The following is a 20937-nucleotide window of genomic DNA, read 5'->3' on the forward strand; positions in this document are numbered from 1 at the left end:
CCTCCGTCGGGCCCGCCCCGTCAGGCCGCCTTACGGTGAGGCACCGCGCTGGTACCGACAGCTGCCGGGCATGGAGCGACCCCGAGGAGCACCGGCTCAGCCGGTGCCCCCACCCCTGCTGACACTCTGTTGCGCTCCAGGGTATGCCGGGGTCCACCCGGTGGGCAGACTTTCGGACAACCGGAAACGCGCCACCGCGCCCGGGTGTCGCACAGTGACACAATGCCCGCTTTCACTGAACGGCACCCGGTGACGTTGCATCAGGACGATAACAACACGGATCCGGCCACCGGCCGCTCGGGTCCGCTCCGGATCAGCCCTCGGCGGGGGCCTCGACGGGCTCGGCGGCGGCCTCCGGCTCCGGAAGTCCCAGGTGGGCGCGGGCGGCCGACGGTCCGTCGGCGAGCAGGACGGCGAAGCCCGCGTCGTCCAGCACGGGCAGTCCGAGCTGAACAGCCTTGTCGTACTTCGATCCTGGGTTGTCACCGGCGACCACAAAATCGGTCTTCTTCGAAACCGAACCGGTCACCTTCGCTCCGCGCGAGGTCAGCGCCTCCTTGGCGCCGTCCCGGGTGTGGCCGGCCAGCGTCCCGGTCACCACCACCGTCAGCCCCTCCAGCGGACGCTCCGCCTCCTCCTCGTCCGCGAACTCCTCCACGAAGCGCACACCCGCGGCGCGCCACTTCTCCAGGATGTCCCGGTGCCACTCCTCCTCGAACCACTCCTTGATCGAGCGGGCGATGGTCGGGCCGACGCCCTCGACCGCCGCCAGCTCCTCCTCGGTGGCCGAGAAGATCCGGTCCAGGTCACGGAACTCCCGGGCCAGCTCCTGCGCCGCGACCGGGCCGACGTGCCGGATCGACAGGCCGTTGAGGAAGCGCCAGAGCGGGCGGTCCTTCGCCCCCTCCAGGTTGTCCAGCAGGGTCTGCAGCGACTTCTTGGGCTCGCCCTTGGTGGTCGCGAAGAAGAAGACCTCCTTCTCCTTGCCCGTCTTGTCGTCCAGCTTGGGCATGCCGGTCTTCGGGTCGCGCACCAGCACCTTGATCGGCAGCAGCTGCTGCTCCGTCAGCCCGAAGACGTCGCCCTCGTTGCCCACCGGCGCCTCGGCCGGCTCCAGCGGCTGGGTCAGCGCGGTGGCCGCCACGTAGCCGAGCCCCTCGACGTCCAGGCACTGCCGCCCGCCGAGGAAGGCGATCCGCTCCCGGATCTGGGCCGGGCAGTGCTGGGCGTTCGGGCAGCGCAGGTCGATGTCCCCCTCGGACATCGGGCGCAGCTCGGCGGCGCACTCCGGGCAGTGCGAGGGCATCACGAAGGCCTGCTCGGTGCCGTCCCGCAGGTCGTAGACCGGGCCGAGGATCTCCGGGATCACGTCGCCGGCCTTGCGCAGCACCACGGTGTCGCCCAGCAGGACGTCCTTGGCCTTGACGATCTCCTGGTTGTGCAGCGTCGCGTACTGCACCATCGAGCCGGCCACCTTCACCGGCTCGGCCAGCACCGCGTACGGGGTGGCCCGGCCGGTACGGCCGATTCCGACCTTGATCTCCGCCAGCTTGCCGGTGACCTCCTCCGGCGGGTACTTCCAGGCGATCGCCCAGCGCGGGGACTTGGAGGTGGCGCCGAGTCGGCCCTGCAGGGCGATCTCGTCCACCTTGACCACGACGCCGTCGATCTCGTGCTCGACCGAGTGCCGCTGCTCGCCGAAGTGCTTGATGAACGCCCGGACTTCGGCCAGCGTGCCGACCACCTCGTTGTGCCGGGCGGTGGGCAGGCCCCAGTCGTGCAGCAGCCGGTAGGCGTGCGACTGGTTGTCGATGTCGAAGCCGACCCGGGCGCCGATGCCGTGCACCACCATGTGCAGCGGCCTGGACGCGGTGACGTGCGGGTCCTTCTGGCGCAGCGAACCGGCGGCGGCGTTGCGGGGGTTCATGAACAGCCGGATCATCGCCCGGGGCCGCTTGCCCTCCTTGGCGCGCTCCTCGTTCTCCTGCCGTCGGCGCTCGTTCTCCTCCGAGAAGGAGGCGTTGAGCGCGAGGAACTCCTCGGTCGGGAAGTAGACCTCGCCGCGGATCTCCACCAGCTCGGGGACGTTCTCGCCCTTGAGCCGGTGCGGGATCTCCTTGATGGTGCGGACGTTGGCGGTGATGTCCTCGCCGACCCGGCCGTCGCCGCGGGTCGCCGCCTGCACCAACTGACCGTTCTCGTAGGTGAGGTTGACGGCCAGGCCGTCCACCTTGAGCTCGCACAGGTAGTGGTACTCGATGCCGTCCAGCTCGGTGGCGACCCGGTCCGCCCAGGCGCCGAGCTCCTCGTCGTCCATCGCGTTGTCCAGGCTGAGCAGCCGCTCGCGGTGCTCGACCTCGGCGAACAGCGCGGTGGGGGCGCCGCCGACCCGCTGGGACGGCGAGTCCGGCGTCACCAGGGCCGGGTGCTCGGCCTCCAGCGACTCCAGCTCGCGCATCAGCGCGTCGAACTCGGCGTCGCTGACCACGGGCGCGTCCTGCTCGTAGTACCGGGTGCGGTGGTCGGTGATCTCCTTCGCCAACTCGGCGTGCCGCCGGCGCACCTCCGCCGGGACGTCCTCCCAGCCCTCGACAGCCGTCACCGCAAGCCCTCCTACGTTCTCATTCCGGGTTGTCCACCAGGCTCTGCGCCGCCCGCGCCGCGAGCGACAACGCCCTGCGCGCGTACGCCGGGGAGGCCCCGGCCAGACCGCAGGTCGGCGTCACCAGCACACGACGGCCCAGCAGCTCCGGAGCGAACCCGAGCCTGCGCCACAAGGTCCTGACTCCCTGGACACTACCGGCCGGGTCGGACACCGCCTGGTCAGTGGAGGGGACGACACCAGCGAGGATCACCGTGCCGCCCTCCACCGCCTCGCCCAGGTCGTCGTCCTGGCGCTCGGTGAGGAGCGAGAAGTCCAGCGAGATCCCGGCGACCCCGGCCCGGCGCAGCAGCGGGACCGGGACGTCCGGGGCGCAGGAGTGCACCACGACCGGCGCGTCCAGGCCGCGGATCAGCTCCCGCAGCACCTCCTCGGCGACCTGCCGGTCCACCGCGCGCAGCCGCTGGAAGCCGCTGGCGGTCTTCACCGATCCGGCCAGCACGGCGGGCAGCGAGGGCTCGTCCAGCTGGAGCACCACCTCGGCGCCCGGGACCCGCTTGCGGACCTCGGCGAGGTGGCGGCGCAGGCCCTCGGTGAGCGAGCCGGCGATGTCCCGGCAGGCGCCCGGGTCGGCGAGCGCCTTCTCGCCGTGCCTGAGCTCGATGCTCGCCGCGAGCGTCCACGGGCCGACCGCCTGGACCTTGAGCGCGCCCTGGTGGCCCTGGGTGAACTCCTCCAGGGCGTCCAGGTCCTCGCCGAGCCAGGAGTGGGCCCGCCGGGTGTCCCGGCCAGGGCGGTCGGCGAACCGCCAGCCGCTGGGCTCGGTCTGCGCGAACAGCTCGACCAGCAGGCCGGCGCCGCGGCCGATCATGTCGGCGCCCGGGCCGCGCGCGGGCAGCTCGGGCAGGAACGGCAGGTGCTCCAGCGCGCCGGTGGCGGTCTTGGCGGCCTCCCGGGCGTCGGTGCCGGGCAGCGAGCCGACGCCGGTGGCGGCGCCGCGCAGGTCGGGGAAGGGGTGTCCGGTACTCACCCGCCCGAGCCTAGTGCGCGGCACCGCGCCGTCGGTCAGCGCCCGGGCCGGACGGTGATGTCGGTGATCTCGGCGTCCCGGGAGGCGTCCAGGGCGGCGAGGACGGCCTTGGCGACAGACTCCGGATCGATCCAGCGGTCGGCGTCGTACTCCTTGCCCTCCTGCTGGTGCACCTTGGCCTGCATCGCGGTGGCGGTGCGGCCCGGGTAGACCGAGGTGACCCGCACGCCGTTCGGGTGCTCCTCCTGGCGCAGCGCGTCGGCCAGCGCCTTCAGGCCGTGCTTGCTGGCCGCGTACGCCGACCACTCGGCGTGGGCGGTGAGGCCGGCGCCGGAGTTGACGAACACCACGTGGCCCTTGACCAGGCGCAGCGAGGGCAGCAGCAGCCGGGTCAGCTCGGCGGGAGCGACCAGGTTGACGTTCAGGGTGTCCTGCCAGGCCTTCACCGGCAGGTCGCCCACGGTGCCCAGCTCCACCGTGCCGGCGACGTGCAGCAGCGAGTCCAGCTCGACGGGCAGCGCCTGGTGCCCGAAGGCCCAGGACAGCTTGCCCGGGTCGCCGAGGTCCCCGACCAGGGTGCGGGCGCCCGGGAAGCGGTCGCGCAGTTCGCCGGCCCGCCGGGCGTCCCGGGCGAGCAGCCAGAGCTCGTCCCCGCGCTCGGCGAGCTTCTCGGTCAGGACGGCGCCGATGCCGGAGCCGGCGCCGGTGATCAGATGTGCAGCCATGGCCCCGATCCTCTCAGGCCTTGAGCAGCGTAAACACCTCGGCGGGCGTGTCGGCGAAGCCGATCAGCTCGGCGAGCGGGCGCGGCAGGAAGCCCTCGGCGTCCATCCGCTCCAACTGGGTGCGCAGGCCCGCGTAGAAGCCGTCGGTGTCCAGGACGACCACCGGCTTGTCGAAGATCCCGTGCTTCTTGAGCTCCAGTACCTCGGTGACCTCGTCCATCGTGCCCAGCCCGCCGACCAGCACCACGACGGCGTCCGCCCGGGCGGCCAACTCCCGCTTGCGCTCGGCCAGATCGGCGGTCATCACCAGTTCGTGGGCGCCGACGTAGCCCTTGTGCTTGAGCATCTCGACCATCACCCCGACGAGTTGGCCGCCCGCCGCCTTCACCTCGTCGGCGAGCAGGCCCATCAGCCCGGCGTTGGAGCCGCCCCACACCAGGGTGTGCCCGCCCTCCCCGAGGAGCCGGGCGAACTCGGCGGCGGGGGCGGAGTAACGGTCGTCGAGCGAGTACGCGGAGCAGAAGACACAGATATTCATGATGCCGACTGGTCTATCACGCCCGGCCGCGCCCGCTCACCGGCATTACGCCCCCGGGCCCGGCCGCCGGTCACGGGTGCTGGAACAGCACCTCCGGGTTCGCGGCCGAGGGGCCGTCCAGCAGGGGCTGGTGGACGCCCTTGAGGGTCTGGTCGAAGAACGCCCCGACGTACTCCCGGGTCAGCCGCATCCCGCGCTCCGGCGAGGTGGTCGTCCCGGGAGGGGACGGCAGGCCGAGCTCGGCGGCCAGCACCGGGACGTCCGTGAAGCCGGCGTGGTTGGTGCCCGCGACGGCCAGCCAGGGCTTGTAGCCGCCCCAGCCCGCCCAGGTCTCGCCCCAGGAGGTCTCCTGGCCGCCGACGGCGTGGTCGCTCTGCTTGCCGAGCAGCAGGAACGAGCGGCCGTCGAGGCCGTCGGCCGGGACGGGCGGGTGGAACTCCCCGTCCATGTTCACCCCGGCCAGGATCCGCCGGTCCTCGGCCATCGCGTTCAGCGTGGACGCGCCGCCGATCGAGTGCCCGGCCATGCCGATGCGGTCGCGGTCGATGAGGTGGGAGAGCCGCCAGACCGGGTGCTGCCCGGTCAGCTGGTCCAGGACGAAGGACACGTCCTTCGCCCGGCTGTCCGGCAGCGAGTCCGGGGCGCCGGTGTCGCACAGTGCGCAGCCCGGGGTGGTGCCGTCGGCGAGCGTCTCGCCGGAGTCCTCGTAGGTGTGGCCGACCAGGGCGACCACGTAGCCGCGGCCGGCCAGGTCGGTAGCCAGGCCGGTCAGCGTGGCGCGGGGGTTCTCGAAGCCGGGCGAGAGGACCACCAGCGGGAACTTCCCGCCCACGGCCTTCGCCCCGGTGTAGGCGTACGTCCTGGTGCCCACCAGGTCCTGCGGCTGGGCCCCGGTGCCCGCCGGGACCCTGGTCGCGATGAAGCCCTGCGCCTCGGCGGGGGTCATGTACGGAGCCGGCTCCCCGGTGCCCTGCCGGGCCGGGTAGAACATCGACACCGCCAGCTGCCGCGGCCCGGCCGAGGGCACCCACGGGTCGGTGCGGTTCCGGTCGGTCAGCCGCAGCACCTCCTCGCCGGCCGCGTACGGCCCGGTCGGCCGGGGCAGCTCCCCGTGGAAGGCGGCGGGGGCCGAGGCCTGCGCGACGACGGCGGTGGGCGCGGGCGAGGCCGGCGCGGGCGAGGCCGACGCGGCCCCGGCGAGCGGAAGCGGAAGGGCGAGCACGAGGGCGGCGACGGCCGCGATGCGACGGGTTCGGTTCATGCCCCCGACGGTAGGTTCGGGCCCGGGCCCCCCGAATCAGCCCGCCGAATGCCATCCGCGACCCCGGTCATCCGCCCGGTCCAGCGCCGTCATCCCTCCGGATGACACCCCCCATGGCCCACTCAGGCGGGCACCGCCGGGCGCTCGGTGCCGGCGATGGTGGCGGAGCCGATGACCCGGGTGCCGTCGTAGAGGACGACGGCCTGGCCGGGGGCGATGCCGCGGGCCGGGGTGTCGAGGCGGACGTGGAGGGTGTCGTCGACCATGGCGGCGGTGACGGGCACCTCCTCGCCGTGGGCGCGGAGCTGGGCGGTGTAGCGGCCCTCGACCAGCGCCTCGGTGCCGCACCAGCGGGGGCGGATGGCGGTCAGGGCGGTGACGTCCAGGCCCTCGACCGGGCCGACGGTGACGGTGTTGTTCACCGGCGAGATGTCGAGGACGTAGCGGGGCTTGCCGTCGGCGGCCGGGCGGCCGATCCGCAGGCCCTTGCGCTGGCCGATGGTGAAGCCGTAGGCGCCGTCGTGCTCGCCGAGCTTGGTGCCGTCGACGTCGAGGATGTCGCCGGTGGCGGTGCCGAGGTGCTGCGCCAGGAAGCCCTGGGTGTCGCCGTCGGCGATGAAGCAGATGTCGTGGCTGTCGGGCTTCTTGGCGACGGCCAGGCCGCGGCGCTCGGCCTCCTCGCGGATCTGCTCCTTGGTGGTGTCACCGAGCGGGAAGAGCGAGTGGGCGAGCTGGTCGGAGTCCAGCACGCCGAGGACGTAGGACTGGTCCTTGGCGGCGTCCACAGCGCGGTGCAGTTCGCGCTCGCCGGAGGGCAGGTCGACGATGCGGGCGTAGTGGCCGGTGCAGACGGCGTCGAAGCCGAGCGCGATCGCCTTGTCCAGCAGCGCGGCGAACTTGATCTTCTCGTTGCAGCGCAGGCACGGGTTCGGGGTGCGCCCGGCCGCGTACTCGGCGACGAAGTCGTCGATCACGTCCTCGCGGAAGCGCTCGGCGAGGTCCCAGACGTAGAAGGGGATGCCGATCACGTCGGCGGCCCGCCAGGCGTCCCGGGAGTCCTCGATGGTGCAGCAGCCGCGCGCCCCGGTCCGGAAGGACTGCGGGTTGGCGGACAGCGCCAGGTGGACGCCGGTCACCTCGTGGCCGGCTTCGACGGCGCGGGCGGCGGCGACGGCGGAGTCGACTCCGCCGGACATCGCCGCGAGCACGCGCAGACGGCCGGTGGACGGAGTGGTCGGGGCACCCGGGAAGTCAGTCATGATGGCAACAAGGGTACGGGGTGGCCCGGCTGTTCCCGGAAGCCGAGGAAAGACGGGGAAAGCCGGGGAAGCCGACGGGAGCCCGGGAGGCCGACGGGAACCGACGGGAACCGACGGGAACCGGGGAACCCGCCGTCAGCGCCGTACGGACGCCAGTCCCGCGTTGCGCGCCCGCCGCACCGCCGGGGCGATGGCCTCCACCAGCGCCGTGACGTCCGCCCGCACGGAGGTGTGCCCGAGCGAGAACCGCAGCGAGGCACGGGCCAGCAGCGGGTCGACGCCCATCGCGAGCAGCACGTGGCTGGGCTGCGGCACCCCGGCGGAGCAGGCCGAGCCGGTGGAGCACTCGATGCCCTGGGCGTCCAGCAGCATCAGCAGGGCGTCCCCCTCGCAGCCGGGGAAGGAGAAGTGGGCGTTGGCGGGCAGCCGGCCCTCCCCCGCCGGATCGCCGTTGAGCACGGCGTCCGGGACGGCGGCCAGCACTCCGGCGACCAGTTCGTCGCGCAGCGCGCCCAGCGTCTCCGCGTGCTCCGCCCGCCGCTCGACGGCGAGCGCCGCGGCGGCCGCGAAGCCGGCGGCGGCGGGGGCGTCCAGGGTGCCGGAGCGGACGTCCCGTTCCTGGCCGCCGCCGTGCAGCAGCGGTACGGGCGTGGCGCCGCGGGAGAGCAGCAGCGCGCCGATGCCGAACGGGCCGCCGATCTTGTGCCCGGTGACGGTGAGCGCGGTGAGCCCCGAGTCGGCGAAGTCCACCGGGACCTGCCCCAGCGCCTGCACCGCGTCGGCGTGCATCGGGATGCCGTACTCGGTTGCCACGGCGGCGAGTTCGCGCACCGGCTGGACGGTGCCGACCTCGTTGTTGGCCCACATCACGGTGACCAGGGCGACGGAGGAGGGGTCGCACTCGATCGAGGAGCGCAGCGCCTCGGGGTGCACCCGGCCCAGCGCGTCCACCGGCAGGTACTCGACCTCGGCGCCCTCGTGCTCGGACAGCCAGTGCACCGCGTCCAGCACCGCGTGGTGCTCGACCGGGCTGCACAGCACCCGGGTGCGGGCCGGGTCGGCGTCCCGGCGGGCCCAGTACAGGCCCTTGACCGCCAGGTTGTCGGACTCGGTGCCGCCGCCGGTGAAGACGATCTCGCTGGGGCGGGCGCCCAGCGACTCGGCCAGCGACTCGCGGGCCTCCTCGACCACCCGGCGGGCCCGGCGGCCGGCCGCGTGCAGGGCCGAGGCGTTGCCGACCACCCCCAGGTGCGCCGTCATCGCGGCGATCGCCTCGGGCAGCATCGGCGTGGTCGCCGCATGGTCCAGGTATGGCATAACCCCCCGATTGTAGAGGGAGCTCCGGCGGACCGATCCAGAGCCTGCACCGATCCGGCCACCCGCCGGACGCCGGCGTCCGGCACTGGTTTGTACCACTGCGCCGGGCAGCGGTTAGCCTGACGAACACTTCTCAAGCCAGTCCAGGGGGGCACCATGTCGCAGTCGGTCGACCGCGCGCTGACCCTGCTCGGCTCGCTCGACGACGGGCCGCTCTCGCTGGAGCAGGCCGCGAGCCGCCTCGGGGTGCACAAGTCCACCGCGCTGCGGCTGTTGCGCACCCTGGAGGAGCACGGTTTCGTCCGGCGCCAGCCCGACCTGCGCTACCGGGTCGGCGGCCGGGTGCTGTCGCTGGCCCACCGGGCGCTGGAGGACTTCGACGTCCGGCAGGTGGCCGCGCCCTACCTGGCCGCGCTGAACGCCCGCTGCGGCTACACCGTCCAACTGGCCGTGCTGCAGGACGGCGAGGTGCTCTACCTGGACGAGGTGTCCGGGCCGTCGGCCGGCCGGCCGCCCCGGATCGGCCGGCGCGCCCCGGTGACCGGGACGGCCGTCGGGCGGGTGCTGCTCGCCGGGCTGCCGGCCGACGGCGCCCGCGAGGAGGAGCTGCCGCCCGAGCTGGCGGCGGTGCGCCGCCGGGGCTGGGCGGCCGAGTCGGCCGAGCACCGGGAGCCGGTGACCTGCGTGGCCGCGCCGGTCGCGGGCATCGGCGGGCGGACGGTCGCGGCCTGCGCGCTGAGCGCCCCGGCCGGCCAGGTGCCGCCGGCGGAGCTGGCCCGGATGCTGCCGGAGCTGCTCTGCACGGCCGAGGCGATCTCGCTCGCGTACGGCGGCTCGCCTACTCCTCGCTGGTGCGAGAACCGTTGCGGTGCCAGGCCCGCGGGGCGCGCCAGCCGTACTTCAGGGCCAGCATCCGGAGCCCGAAGGCGGTGAGCGCGGCGGCGGTGCCGGTGGCGCCGGTGAGCCGGTTCGCGCCGATCAGCACGGCCACCAGGGCGGCGCCGACCAGGGCCGGGACGGCGTAGATCTCGCGGTCCCAGCGCAGCAGCGAGGGGATCTCCCCGGCCAGGACGTCGCGGATCACCCCGCCGCCGGCCGCGGTCACCATGCCGAGCGCGACGGCGGCGACCGCGCCCAGCCCGTAGTCGTGCGCCTTGGCGGTGCCGGTGACGCAGAACAGGCCGAGGCCGAGGGCGTCCAGGGTCTGCACCGCCCGGTTGATCCGCTCGACCTCGGGGTGCAGGAAGAACACCACCAGCCCGGCGGCCAGCGGGGTGAGGAAGTAGCCGAGGTTGGTGAAGGCGGCCACCGGGGTGGCGCCGATCACCAGGTCGCGCATCACCCCGCCGCCGAGCGCGGTGACCTCGGCCAGGACGCAGATCCCGAAGATGTCCATGTTCTTGCGGACGGCGAGCAGCGCTCCGGAGAGCGCGAAGACGAAGATGCCGACGAGGTCCAGCGACTGCTGCACGTCGGAGGGGAAGATCTGCGAGGTCACCACACAACTATGACCTGCGCGGAACCTCCCCCTCCGCTACGGCCCCAGTCAGCAGCGTTCTCCGGGCTGTGCCTAATCGTTCCCCTCGCTCCGCTCGGGGAAGTGACAGGCCACCTGGTGCCCGGTCTTCAGCGCCGCCAGCGGCGGCTCCTGCGAGGCGCAGACGTCCTGCGCCTTCCAGCACCTGGTCCGGAACCGGCAGCCGCTGGGCGGGTTGATCGGCGAGGGCACGTCGCCCTTGAGCAGGATCCGCTCGCGCCCGCCCTGCTGGCGCCGGCGCGGGTCGGGCACCGGGACGGCCGACATCAGGGCGTTGGTGTACGGGTGCATCGGGCTGCGGTAGAGCGAGTCGCGGTCGGCGATCTCGACGATCTTGCCGAGGTACATCACCGCCACCCGGTCGGAGACGTGCCGGACCACCGAGAGGTCGTGGGCGATGATCAGGTAGGTCAGGCCCAGCTCCTGCTGGAGGTCGTCCAGCAGGTTGACCACCTGCGCCTGGATCGACACGTCCAGGGCCGAGACCGGCTCGTCCGCGATGATCATCTTCGGCTTGAGCGCGAGCGCCCGGGCGATGCCGATGCGCTGGCGCTGGCCGCCGGAGAACTCGTGCGGGTAGCGGTTGTAGTGCTCGGGGCTGAGCCCGCACAGCTCCAGCAGGTCCTGGACGGCCTTCTTGACGCCGCCCTCCGGATGGACGCCCTGGAGCTTGAACGGCGCGCTGACGATGGTGCCGACGGTGTGCCGGGGGTTCAGCGAGGAGTACGGGTCCTGGAAGATCATCTGGATGTCGCGGCGCAGCGGCCGCAGCGCGCCGGCCCCCAGGTGGCTGATGTCGGTGCCCTCGAACTCGATCGTCCCGCCGGTGGGTTCGTCGAGCCGGGTGACCAGCCGCCCCATGGTGGACTTGCCGCAGCCGGACTCGCCGACGACGCCCAGCGTCTCGCCGGCGTTGACGGTGAAGTCGATGCCGTCGACGGCCCGCACCGCGCCGGTCTGGCGCCGCAGCAGTCCGCCGCGGATCGGGAAGTGCCGGGTCAGGCCGGTCACCTTCAGCAGCGGCTCGCGGTCGGGGGCGGGCGCCGGCGAAGGGATCGTGGCCCCCTGAGTGTCCGTCATCGGTTCTCTCCAGAAAGGTGGTACGAGGCCGGGCTCACAGCCTGGGCGCGATCTCTTCGGCGAAGATGCGGTGCCGTTCGCCGGCCGGCAGGTGGCAGGCCGCGACATGCCCGGGCGCGGCCTCGGTCAGCACCGGGACCTCGCTCGCGGAGCGCCCGCCGGTGAGGGCGGCGTACGGGCAGCGCGGGTGGAAGGCGCAGCCGGACGGCACGTTGATCAGGCTGGGCGGGGTGCCCTTGACCGGCACGAGCCGCTCCTGCAGCTCCCGGTCCAGGCGCGGCATCGAGCCCAACAGGCCCCAGGTGTAGGGATGTTCGGGCGCGTCGAAGAGGCTCTCGGCCGGGCCGCGCTCGATGCACTTGCCGCCGTACATGACCAGGATGTCGTCGGCGAGCTCGGCGACCACCCCGAGGTCGTGGGTGATGATGATGACGGCGGAGCCGAACTCCTGCTGGAGGTCGCGGATGAGGTCCAGGATCTGCGCCTGGACGGTGACGTCCAGGGCGGTGGTGGGCTCGTCGGCGATCAGCAGCGAGGGGTCGTTGACCAGGGCCATGGCGATCATCGCGCGCTGGCGCATGCCGCCGGAGAACTGGTGCGGGTAGTCGTCCAGCCGGCGGTCGGGCTGCGGGATGCCGACCCGGTCGAGCATCTCGATCGCGCGGGCCCTGGCCTCCTTCTTGGAGGCCTTCGGGTGGTGCACCCGGTACGCCTCGATGATCTGCGCGCCGACCGTGTAGTACGGGTGCATCGCGGTCAGCGGGTCCTGGAAGATCATCGCCAGCTCGCGGCCGCGCAGTTGGCGCACCCGGTCCGGTCCGGCCGCGATCAGGTCCTCGCCGTCGAGCAGGATCTCGCCGCTGATCCGGGCCCGCTTGGAGCGGTGCAGGCCCATGATGCCGAGCGAGGTGACGGACTTGCCGGAGCCGGACTCGCCGACGATGCCCAGGGTGCGACCCTTGTGCAGGTCGAAGCTGACCCCGTCCACCGAGCGGACCAGGCCGTCGTCGGTGTCGAAGTGGATCCGCAGGTCGCGGACGGACAGGAAGGGGTCTCCCAGAGGAGCGGGAGTTTCGTCCGCCGGGGTCTTCTGGAGGTCGGTCACGAGAGCCTCACGCGGGGGTCGACGAGCGCGTACAGGAGGTCGACCACGAGGTTGCAGACGACGATGAAGAAGGCGGCGAGCAGGGTGACGCCGAGGATCTTGGGCAGGTCGTTGTCGGAGATCGCCTGGACGGCGAACTGGCCGATGCCCTTGAGCGAGAAGACCTGCTCGGTGATCAGCGCACCGCCGAGCAGCAGGCCGAGGTCCATGCCGAAGATGGTGACGATCGGGGTGAGCGCGGAGCGCAGCCCGTGCTTGACCACCACCTTGCGCTCGACCAGGCCCTTGGCCCGGGCGGTGCGGATGTAGTCCTCGCTCATCGTCTCCAGCATCCCGGCGCGGGTGAGCCGGGCGTAGAGCGCGGAGTAGAGGAAGGCCAGCGAGATCCACGGGAGGATCAGGTTGCGGGCCCACATCAGCGGGTCGGCGGTGAAGTCGACGTACTCCAGGTTGTCCAGGATCGGCCACTCGTAGCTGAACAGGGTCAGCAGCAGGGCGCCGGTGAAGAAGACCGGCAGCGAGACGCCGGCCAGGGCGATGCCCATGGACAGCCGGTCGAAGATCGACCGCGGCTTGAGGGCGGAGATCACGCCGGTGGTGACGCCGGAGATCAGCCAGAGCACGGCCGCGCCGATGGCGAGCGAGATGGTGACCGGGATCCGGCTGGTCATCTCCGGCCAGACCTCCAGGTGGTTCTTGAAGGAGTAGCCGAAGCAGGGCACGTGGCAGGTGGCCGGTTCCGGGCCGAACTTGTACTCGGCGCCGCTGACCAGCGCCTTGAGGAAGTTCCAGTACTGGGTGTACAGCGGCTGGTCGAAGCCGAGGTTCTGCTTGACCGCCTGGATCGCCTCGGGCGAGGGGTTCTTCCCGATGTACTGCGCGGCCAGCTGGTCGGTGGTCTCGCCGGCGATGCGCGGGAGCAGGAAGAAGATCGCGAAGGTGACCGCGCTGACGACGACCAGCAGCGCCGCGGCCGCGAGGATCCTGCGGATGATGTAGGCAAACACAGTTGGGCGGCTCCGGCGGCCCGCCGCCGTCCGGGATCTGCCGGACGGCGGCGGGCGCCGCTGCCTTCACCTGCCTTCAGGGATGCGGAGCCAGGCTCTTTACTTGGTGGTGCCGATGTTCAGGTAGTCGTACTCACCCGAGAAGGCCGGGGTGGAGGCGATGTTGGTCGCGCTGTCCGGGCGGTACAGGAAGACCTTGAAGTCGGTCAGCGGGACGTACACCGCGGACTCCATGACCTTCTTGTCGATGTCGCCGTAGATCTTCTCGCGGCCGGCCCGGTCCGGGTTGACCGCGGCGTCGTCGATCATCTTGTTGACGGCCGGGTCGTTCAGCTGGGCCAGGTTGCTGTTGCCGGAGGCCTTGATCGCGCGGCCGTCGACGATCTGCTGCAGGAAGCCGTAGCCGGTCGGCCAGTCGACGCCCCACTGCATCATCATCAGACCGATGTTGTGGTCCTCGGTGTACTGCGGGGCACCGGCCGAGTCGGTCAGGTACTTGCCCTGCGGGAACTGCTGGATCTCGGCGTCGATGCCGATGTTCTTCAGCTGCGCCTGGATCGCGGTGGCCGCGGCGACCTCGGTCGCGCGCTCGGTGCGGGCGGACAGCACGGTCTTGAAGCCGCCATCCTTGCCGCAGGCCTTCAGGGCGTCCTTGGCCTTGGCCTGGTCACCCTTGTTGCCCGGGGTCTCGTACAGGTTGAAGTCCTGGTGGCCCGGGATGTCCGGCGGGAGCACGGTGCTGGCCACCTGGCCGCGGATCGGGCCGCCGAGCGCGGTCTGCACCGCGACCTTGTCGATCGCGAACTGGACGGCCTTGCGGCAGTCGATGTTGTCGAACGGCGCGACCTTGCTGTTGATCGCCATGTAGACCAGGCGGCCGCCGTAGGCGTTGTCGGTCTTGGCCTTGAGCTTCGGGTCGCGCAGGATCTGCGCCTGGGTCTGCGGGTCGACGCCGCCGCCCACCAGGTCGACCTGGGCGTTGCCGGCGATCAGGTCCTTGTCGATGGTGGCCTGGTCGATGTTCATCTTGAGCACGATCTTGTCCGCCAGCTGCTTGCGGATCGGGTCGGTGCTCTTGTCCCAGTTGGTGTTCGGCACCAGGACGGCCTGCTTGCCGTCCTCGTAGGACTCGAACTTGTAGCTGCCCGAGGACACGATGTGCTTCACGTAGTCGGCACCGGTGTCCTTGGCCTGCGGGACCGGCACGGTCTGCGGGGCGCTGACCAGGTAGTCGAAGTCGGCGAAGGGGTGCTGGAGGTGGAAGACGATCGTGGTGTCGTCCGGGGTCTCGATCGACTTCAGGTCGCCGGTCTTGTCCTTGTACGGGCCCTGGTACTTGTCCGGGTTGTCGACCAGCAGGTCGTGGAAGTACGTCGGACCGTTGGAGTTCACCTCGGGCGCGAAGTTCGAGCGCTCCACGGCGTACTTGACGTCCTTGGAGGTGATCGCGGTGCCGTCGTCGTACTTCAGGCCGGCCCGCAGCTTGTACGTCCAGGTCAGGCCGTCGGCGCTGGGCTGGCCCAGCGACTCGGCGAGGTCCGGGACCAGCTTGTTGCCGTCGGCGCCGGCCGCCGGGTTGAAGGTGGTCAGCGGACGGCCGTACAGGCGCGAGAAGTTGTAGATGTACGCGTAGTACGTGTTGCCCGGGTCGAGGGAGTCCGGGGTGCCCTTCATCTCGTAGGTGACCGTCCCGCCCTTCTTGTCCGAGGCGTTGACGATCTGCTTGGTGGCCGCGTCGGCGCCGCCGCCGCTGCTGTCGTTGGAGCCGGCCGAGGAGGAGCTGCCACCGCTGCCCTTGGTGCTGGAGGAGCAGCCGGTGACGACCAGGACCGCGGCGGCAGCCACGGCGGTCAGCACGGCGGTACGGGACCTACGCATGGGTGAGATCAACCCCTTGAGGATGTGGAGGAGGGAGGGCCTGACGCTCGGGTCAGTTGCTCTCGGGTCAGTTGCTCTTGGGATCGAGGGCGTCACGCAGCCCGTCGCCGAGCAGGTTGAACGCGAGCACGGTGATGAAGATCGCGACACCGGGGACCACCATGTACTGGGGGTCCACCTGGTAGTAGTTCTTCGCGTCGGCGAGCATGCCGCCCCAGGAGGACTGCGGGGGCTGGATGCCGACGCCGAGGAAGCTCAGCCCGGCCTCGAAGAGGATGTTGGTCGGGATCAGCAGGGTCGAGTAGACCAGGATCGGGCCGACCAGGTTGGGCAGCAGCTCCTTGAACAGGATGAAGGGGCCGCGGGCGCCGAGGCTGCGGGCCGCGTGCACGAACTCCCGCTCGCGCAGCGAGAGGGTCTGTCCGCGCACGATCCGGCCCATGTAGGGCCAGTTGAAGAAGCCGATCACGAAGATCAGCACCAGGATGTGCAGCGGGAGGCCGTGCAGGCCGAACGCGCCGCCCTGGAGCGAGGCCGAGATCGCGATGGCGAACAGCAGCAGCGGGAACGCCAGGAAGACGTCCATCAGCCGGCTGATCAGGGTGTCCACCCAGCCGCCGTAGTAGCCGGCCATCACGCCGAGCACGGTGCCGATGGTGTTGGACAGCAGGGTCGCGCCGAAGGCGACCAGCAGGGAGACCCAGGAGCCGTCGACCACGCGGGCGAGCAGGTCACGGCCCTGCAGGGGGTCGACGCCGAGCAGGTGGTCCCCGCTCATCCCTCCCCAGTCCCCGAGCGGGAGTCCGCCGAGGTCGGCGTCCAGCAGGTCCGGGTTGGGCTGGTCGGGGTTGAGCCCGAACAGCGACTCCAACGGCCCGGACAGGACGGCCAGGAGGATCAGCAGGATCACCACGATGCCGCCGGCGACAGCGGCCTTGTCCCGCTTGAAGCGGGTCCAGGCGATCCGACCGAGGGAGCGGCCCTCGATCGTCTTGGCCGGGCTCGGGGAGGCGGGTGCCTCGGGTTCGTTCCCGGCGGTAGTGATGGGTGCGGTCATGGTCAGTTGGTCCCCTCGCCGACGGTGGCCGGCCCACGGGTGCCGGGCGCCGGTTCGGCGGTACGGCTGCGGACGTGCGGAGGTGCTAGGAGCAGGTGGTCGCGGCAGTGCGTCGTGCACGGGCACTGCCTCCATGCGGGATGGGCGTCGCATGGATCGAGCGGTCGGCTTGCGCGTTCACCTTCGTGGGGTTCCCAGTACGCGCGGTGCGTTGCGCAGAACTCTCTGCCATCCGAACTGGCTTGCGCCAGCCCTGCCAAGCGACAGATGCCCAACTGTGATCTGCCCGCATGCACCTCCCCGGTCTTCGGCATATACCTCTTCACACGGGTGCGAGAGCCATGTCAAGATGCGTCATCGACGGCGATGGAAGATTCGTCCGGAAAGCACCGAAGCCGACCTGATGGCGCATCAAGTCGGCTTCGTGTCGGAGATTTCGGCAACTGGTCCGGCAACCGGTCTCGGCAACCGGTTTCGGCAATCAGCGGCCGGGGTAGCCGGGCCACTGTCGCTGGGGCTGGTGACCCCAACCCGGCGCGGACTGCTGGGCGCCGTGCGTCCACCCCGGGGTCGGCTGCCCCGGCATCGACTGCCCCGGGTACGGCGGCGGCACCGGCGGGTACGGACCGGTCGGCGGCCGGCCCGCCTCCCGGTCGAAGAACGGCCGGGCGTTCGCGCGCATCCACAGCGCCACCGGGTCGTACTCGTCCGCCATCGCCACCGTGGACACCGCGAGCCCCTCCGGGGCCACCGCGATCGCCCGCTGCATCAGCGCCCGCACCGCCTCCACGGCCGGCGGCGAACTCTCGTACAGGTCCAGGCCGATCGCCAGGTACGGCTCCCCCACCGCCGGCTGCACCCAGGCCCGGCGCAGCGCCCGCACCGCGCGCACCTCGCCGGCCTGCCGCTCCAGCAGCGCGAAGAACTGCTGGGCGTTCACCTGCGGCTCGCTCAGCTTCAACGGCCCGGCCGGCAGCCGGTCCAGGCCCGCGGCGACCCGCCGCAGGTCCGCCCACGGCACCCCCACCCCGCCGCCCGGCGCGTGCGGGTTGAGCCACAGGCCCCAGCGGGTGCGGTACAGCGAGGCGGCGATCTCCCGCCCGGAGATGACCTCATGGGCCCGCGCCCAGCCGGAGGCCGTCAGCTGCTCGGGCGAGGTGACGGCCGGCGCGTAACCGTGGCCGCTGATCTCCATGTTCCCGTACTGCGCGTCCGGGCTGCCCGGCGTGCCGTGCCAGAGCAGCATCCAGACCCGGCCCTCGGCCAGCGCGTGCAGCAGCCGCTCGTACGCGTCGTAGCGCTCCGGCGCGACCTCGCGCAGAGCCTGCTCCAACACGCCCGGATCCGCTGCCGGGTGCCCGGCCGGTGCCTGGCCCCAGGGCCCCGGCACCCCGCCCGCTCCCGTTCCCGCACTCATGCGCCCACCTCGCCGCGCCTCTTTCCTGAACCCGCCGGCCCGTCAGCCGCCTGCACGCACCCTATGGCGCCGCACCGGCCGCCGCCACGGCGACGTGCCTGTGAACGATCCCCGCTCACACCCGCGAGTAGAAGGGCATGACCCGGGTCAGCAGCCACTCGACCACCGGGTCGTCGGCGAGGTCGAGCAGCACGAGGTGGACGCCCCCCGGCAGCGGCGCGGTTCCCAGCGCCCGCCCGAGCGCCTCGTTCACCGCGCCCGGGTCGGCCGGGGCCGCCGGATCCAGCTGGACCCCCACGAACATCACCGTCGGCTCGCCCTCGATGCTGGCCAGTGCCCGGCGCGCGGTCAACACTCCGGGCAGGGACGACAGTTCGGCCCGGCACGCGGCCAGGAAGTACTCCGGGTCCTCGCCCGGAACCGGCTCGCGCAGCGCCACCCGGCCACCGGTCGGCCCCTCCGGCGCGTTCTCGGTGTGCTCCCAGCGGTCCCCGCGCGGGCCGCGGCGCAGCTCGGCCACCCCCTGCGGCGGCACCGGGATGCCCACCGCCGCCTCGGGGTTGACCGCGATGCCCACGCCCAGCGGCAGCCCGCGGGCGAACTCCCAGGCCGGCGCGACCGCGAACGCCATCCCCGGCGCCTGCCGCAGGAACACCTCCTGGGAGGAGAACACCGGCACGTACGGGGCCCCGGCCAGTTCGATGGTCGGCAGGTCCAGCCCCTGCCCGGCCGGGTCGCCCCCGGCCGGCAGCGGGATCCACACCTGGCTGCGGGCCAGCACCTCGACCACCCGCGGGGTCGCCCCCGGGTCGCCCAGCGCGGCCGTCAGCACCTGCTCCAGCTCGTTCGCCGGCCACGCGCCGCCCGACGGCGCCGCCTCCGGCCCGCCCCACCCCTGCTGCTGCTCCACCGGGTACTCCATGCGCCGCCGATCCGGCCTGCCGCCGGGTCGGCCGCCCACTGCTGCGCCGACGCGCAAGAGTTTAGGGCCCGTGTTCGCCTTGGCGTCGTGTGACCGGGTCCCCTCTCCCCTCCTCCGCGAGGACGTGCCATGATGTGCGCGTCCGACGGCATGCGCCGCGGGCCCCCACAACTCCACACCGGCCGCTCGAACCCGCGCGGGAGAGCCCGGAGTGCCCCTCATCGGGGCACGGCCGGCGCCGAAGGAGCAAGTCCTCCCCGGAATCTCTCAGGCCCCCCTACCGCGCGGGTTAGGCACATCTGGAAAGCGGCGTACGGCCCCGCCGTACGCCCACCCACGGTGCAAGCCGCCGCCCTGTCCCCGATGCTGGAACCAGCCGATGCTGGCACCGGCTGAGGGCAGGCGGGCGGCGAAGCTCTCAGGTTCGACGACAGATGGGGAGACCCACGCCGCCGCATGCCCGCGCGCGGGGTCGGCCCCGAGCGGGTCCGGTCCGGCGCGCGCCCCTGAGTGCCCCGACCGAGGAGTTCCTGGCCATGTCGTCCCTCCGCCTGACCGCGCTCGACGCGCTGCACCGCGCCCTCGGCGCGACCATGACCGACTTCGCCGGCTGGGACATGCCGCTGCGCTACGGCAGCGAGCGCGAGGAGCACCTCGCCGTCCGCACCAAGGCCGGCCTGTTCGACCTCTCGCACATGGGCGAGATCACCGTCACCGGCCCGCAGGCCGGCGAGATGCTGGACCACGCGCTGGTCGGCTTCGTCTCCGCGCTCGGCGAGCTGCGCGCCCGCTACACCATGATCTGCGCCGAGGACGGCGGCATCCTGGACGACCTGATCGTCTACCGCCTGCGCGCGGACGCCTTCCTGGTCGTCGCCAACGCCTCCAACGCCCAGCTGGTGCTGGACGAGCTGATCGCCCGCGCCAAGGGCTTCGACGCCGTCGTCACCGACGACCGCGACACCTACGCGCTGATCGCCGTCCAGGGCCCGGAGGCCACCGCCATCCTGGCGGAGACCACCGACGCCGACCTGCCCGGCCTGAAGTACTACGCGATCCTCCCGGCCCAGGTGGCCGGCAAGGAGGTGCTGCTGGCCCGCACCGGCTACACCGGCGAGGACGGCTTCGAGATCTTCTGCCGGCCGGTCGACGCCGAGCCGGTCTGGCAGGCGCTGACCGCCGCCGGCGAGGGCCGCGGCCTGGTCCCGTGCGGCCTGTCCTGCCGCGACACGCTGCGCCTGGAGGCGGGCATGCCGCTGTACGGGCACGAGCTGTCCACCGACCTGACCCCGTTCGACGCCGGCCTGGGCCGGGTCGTCCGCTTCGACAAGACCACCAACGAGGGCGCGTTCGTCGGCCGCAAGGCGCTGGAGCAGGCCGCCGCCGCGGCCGAGTCGCTGCGTGCTCAGGGTGGGGCACCGAAGGTGCTGGTCGGCCTGGTCTCCGAGGGCAAGCGGGTCCCGCGCGCCGAGTACACCGTGGTCTCCGCCGACGGCGCCCCGATCGGCCGGATCACCTCGGGCGCGCCGTCCCCGACCCTGGGCAAGCCGATCGCGATGGCCTACGTCGACGCGGCCCACGCCGCCCCCGGCACCGCCGTCGCGGTGGACGTGCGCGGCAAGCACGAGCCGGTCGAGGTCGTGGCGCTGCCGTTCTACAAGCGCGCCCGCTGAGGCCCTGCCGACCCCGGTTTTCCCATAGGCGCACGTCGGAGCCGTCCGCGCGGCGGCCCGCTGCGTCGTACCCGCTTCCCATCCTGGAGAATGACGCCATGAGCAACCCCCAGCACCTGCAGTACACCAAGGAGCACGAGTGGCTGACGGCCGCCGAGGACGGTGTCTCGACGGTCGGCATCACCAAGCACGCCGCCGACGCCCTCGGTGACATCGTCTACGTGCAGCTCCCCGAGGTCGGCGACACCGTGACCGCCGGCGACACCTGTGGCGAGCTGGAGTCGACCAAGTCGGTCAGCGACCTGTACTCCCCGGTGACCGGCGAGGTCACCGAGGTCAACCAGGACGTCCTGGACGACAACAGCCTGGTCAACAGCGCCCCGTTCGAGGGCGGCTGGCTGTTCAAGGTCCGCGTGGAGGCCACCGACACGCTGCTCAGCGCCGCCGAGTACGACGCGCTCACCCACGCCGAGGGCTGAGCCCCCGCCGGGACGGGCCGCAGCACGGCGGTCCGTCCCGCACCCCACCG

Annotated in this window: 18 protein-coding genes and 1 riboswitch; of the genes, 3 read left to right on the forward strand and 15 right to left on the reverse strand. The window is 72.3% G+C overall.

The genetic code is table 11. The annotated features are described in order from the left end of the window. Positions 1-313: 313 nt before the first annotated feature. From ligA to ACZ47G_RS07825, 7 genes are all read right to left on the reverse strand, one after another. Positions 314-2602 (reverse strand): NAD-dependent DNA ligase LigA, encoded by a 2289-nt coding sequence (ligA, locus tag ACZ47G_RS07795; RefSeq protein ID WP_465740582.1) that lies wholly within the window; start codon positions 2600-2602, stop codon positions 314-316. Between the two features lie 19 nt (positions 2603-2621). Next, complete coding sequence (locus tag ACZ47G_RS07800; protein WP_465740583.1) at positions 2622-3632, reverse strand: methionine synthase; 1011 nt, start codon at positions 3630-3632, stop codon at positions 2622-2624. Positions 3633-3667: 35 nt separating this feature from the next. Beyond that, the gene (locus ACZ47G_RS07805) at positions 3668-4357 is read right to left on the reverse strand and encodes an SDR family oxidoreductase (RefSeq protein ID WP_465740584.1); all 690 of its coding nucleotides are present in this window, start codon (positions 4355-4357) and stop codon (positions 3668-3670) included. A 13-nt stretch (positions 4358-4370) separates the two neighbouring features. Further along, positions 4371-4895 (reverse strand): LOG family protein, encoded by a 525-nt coding sequence (locus tag ACZ47G_RS07810; protein WP_465740585.1) that lies wholly within the window; start codon positions 4893-4895, stop codon positions 4371-4373. A gap of 70 nt (positions 4896-4965) precedes the next feature. After that, complete coding sequence (locus ACZ47G_RS07815; RefSeq protein WP_465740586.1) at positions 4966-6156, reverse strand: alpha/beta hydrolase family protein; 1191 nt, start codon at positions 6154-6156, stop codon at positions 4966-4968. A 122-nt stretch (positions 6157-6278) separates the two neighbouring features. Continuing rightward, positions 6279-7415, reverse strand: coding sequence for a tRNA 2-thiouridine(34) synthase MnmA (gene mnmA / locus ACZ47G_RS07820; RefSeq protein ID WP_465740587.1), 1137 nt, complete (start codon positions 7413-7415; stop codon positions 6279-6281). Between the two features lie 135 nt (positions 7416-7550). Further along, complete coding sequence (locus ACZ47G_RS07825) at positions 7551-8732, reverse strand: cysteine desulfurase family protein (protein ID WP_465740588.1); 1182 nt, start codon at positions 8730-8732, stop codon at positions 7551-7553. Positions 8733-8888: 156 nt separating this feature from the next. On the opposite strand from ACZ47G_RS07825, the gene ACZ47G_RS07830 reads away from it, so the two are divergent. Next, positions 8889-9665: an IclR family transcriptional regulator gene (locus tag ACZ47G_RS07830; protein ID WP_465740589.1), complete on the forward strand. Its 777-nt coding sequence runs from the start codon at positions 8889-8891 to the stop codon at positions 9663-9665. On the opposite strand, the gene ACZ47G_RS07835 is transcribed toward ACZ47G_RS07830, so the two are convergent. The 8 genes from ACZ47G_RS07835 to ACZ47G_RS07870 all read right to left on the reverse strand — a co-directional run bounded on the left by ACZ47G_RS07835 (position 9571) and on the right by ACZ47G_RS07870 (position 18735). Further along, a complete protein-coding gene (locus ACZ47G_RS07835) occupies positions 9571-10230 on the reverse strand; it encodes a trimeric intracellular cation channel family protein (protein WP_465740590.1) in 660 nt (219 codons plus the stop codon). The genes ACZ47G_RS07830 and ACZ47G_RS07835 overlap by 95 nt on opposite strands. Positions 10231-10302: 72 nt before the next feature. Beyond that, positions 10303-11349 (reverse strand): ABC transporter ATP-binding protein, encoded by a 1047-nt coding sequence (locus tag ACZ47G_RS07840; protein ID WP_465740591.1) that lies wholly within the window; start codon positions 11347-11349, stop codon positions 10303-10305. 34 nt (positions 11350-11383) lie between these two features. Then, positions 11384-12454: an ABC transporter ATP-binding protein gene (locus tag ACZ47G_RS07845; RefSeq protein WP_465740592.1), complete on the reverse strand. Its 1071-nt coding sequence runs from the start codon at positions 12452-12454 to the stop codon at positions 11384-11386. Continuing rightward, a complete protein-coding gene (locus ACZ47G_RS07850) occupies positions 12451-13461 on the reverse strand; it encodes an ABC transporter permease (protein ID WP_380460556.1) in 1011 nt (336 codons plus the stop codon). Before ACZ47G_RS07850 ends, ACZ47G_RS07845 begins: the two co-directional genes overlap by 4 nt. 99 nt (positions 13462-13560) lie before the next feature. After that, entirely contained in the window at positions 13561-15339 is a 1779-nt protein-coding gene (locus tag ACZ47G_RS07855) for an ABC transporter substrate-binding protein (protein ID WP_465740593.1), read from the reverse strand. Positions 15340-15406: 67 nt separating this feature from the next. Next, positions 15407-16396 (reverse strand): ABC transporter permease, encoded by a 990-nt coding sequence (locus ACZ47G_RS07860; RefSeq protein WP_465740594.1) that lies wholly within the window; start codon positions 16394-16396, stop codon positions 15407-15409. Positions 16397-16877: 481 nt separating this feature from the next. Further along, entirely contained in the window at positions 16878-17813 is a 936-nt protein-coding gene (locus ACZ47G_RS07865; protein WP_465740595.1) for an enhanced serine sensitivity protein SseB C-terminal domain-containing protein, read from the reverse strand. A gap of 115 nt (positions 17814-17928) precedes the next feature. Further along, positions 17929-18735 (reverse strand): enhanced serine sensitivity protein SseB C-terminal domain-containing protein, encoded by an 807-nt coding sequence (locus tag ACZ47G_RS07870; protein ID WP_465740596.1) that lies wholly within the window; start codon positions 18733-18735, stop codon positions 17929-17931. Between the two features lie 187 nt (positions 18736-18922). Beyond that, a riboswitch (glycine riboswitch) is annotated at positions 18923-19028 on the forward strand. Positions 19029-19271: 243 nt separating this feature from the next. On the opposite strand from ACZ47G_RS07870, the gene gcvT reads away from it, so the two are divergent. Together gcvT and gcvH are read left to right on the forward strand one after the other, a co-directional pair. Beyond that, complete coding sequence (gene gcvT, locus ACZ47G_RS07875; RefSeq protein ID WP_465740597.1) at positions 19272-20408, forward strand: glycine cleavage system aminomethyltransferase GcvT; 1137 nt, start codon at positions 19272-19274, stop codon at positions 20406-20408. Positions 20409-20506: 98 nt separating this feature from the next. After that, on the forward strand, positions 20507-20887 hold the full coding sequence (gcvH, locus tag ACZ47G_RS07880) for a glycine cleavage system protein GcvH (RefSeq protein WP_465740598.1): 381 nt from the start codon (positions 20507-20509) through the stop codon (positions 20885-20887). Positions 20888-20937 lie beyond the last annotated feature (50 nt).

This window comes from Kitasatospora sp. NPDC030952 (assembly GCF_055571335.1).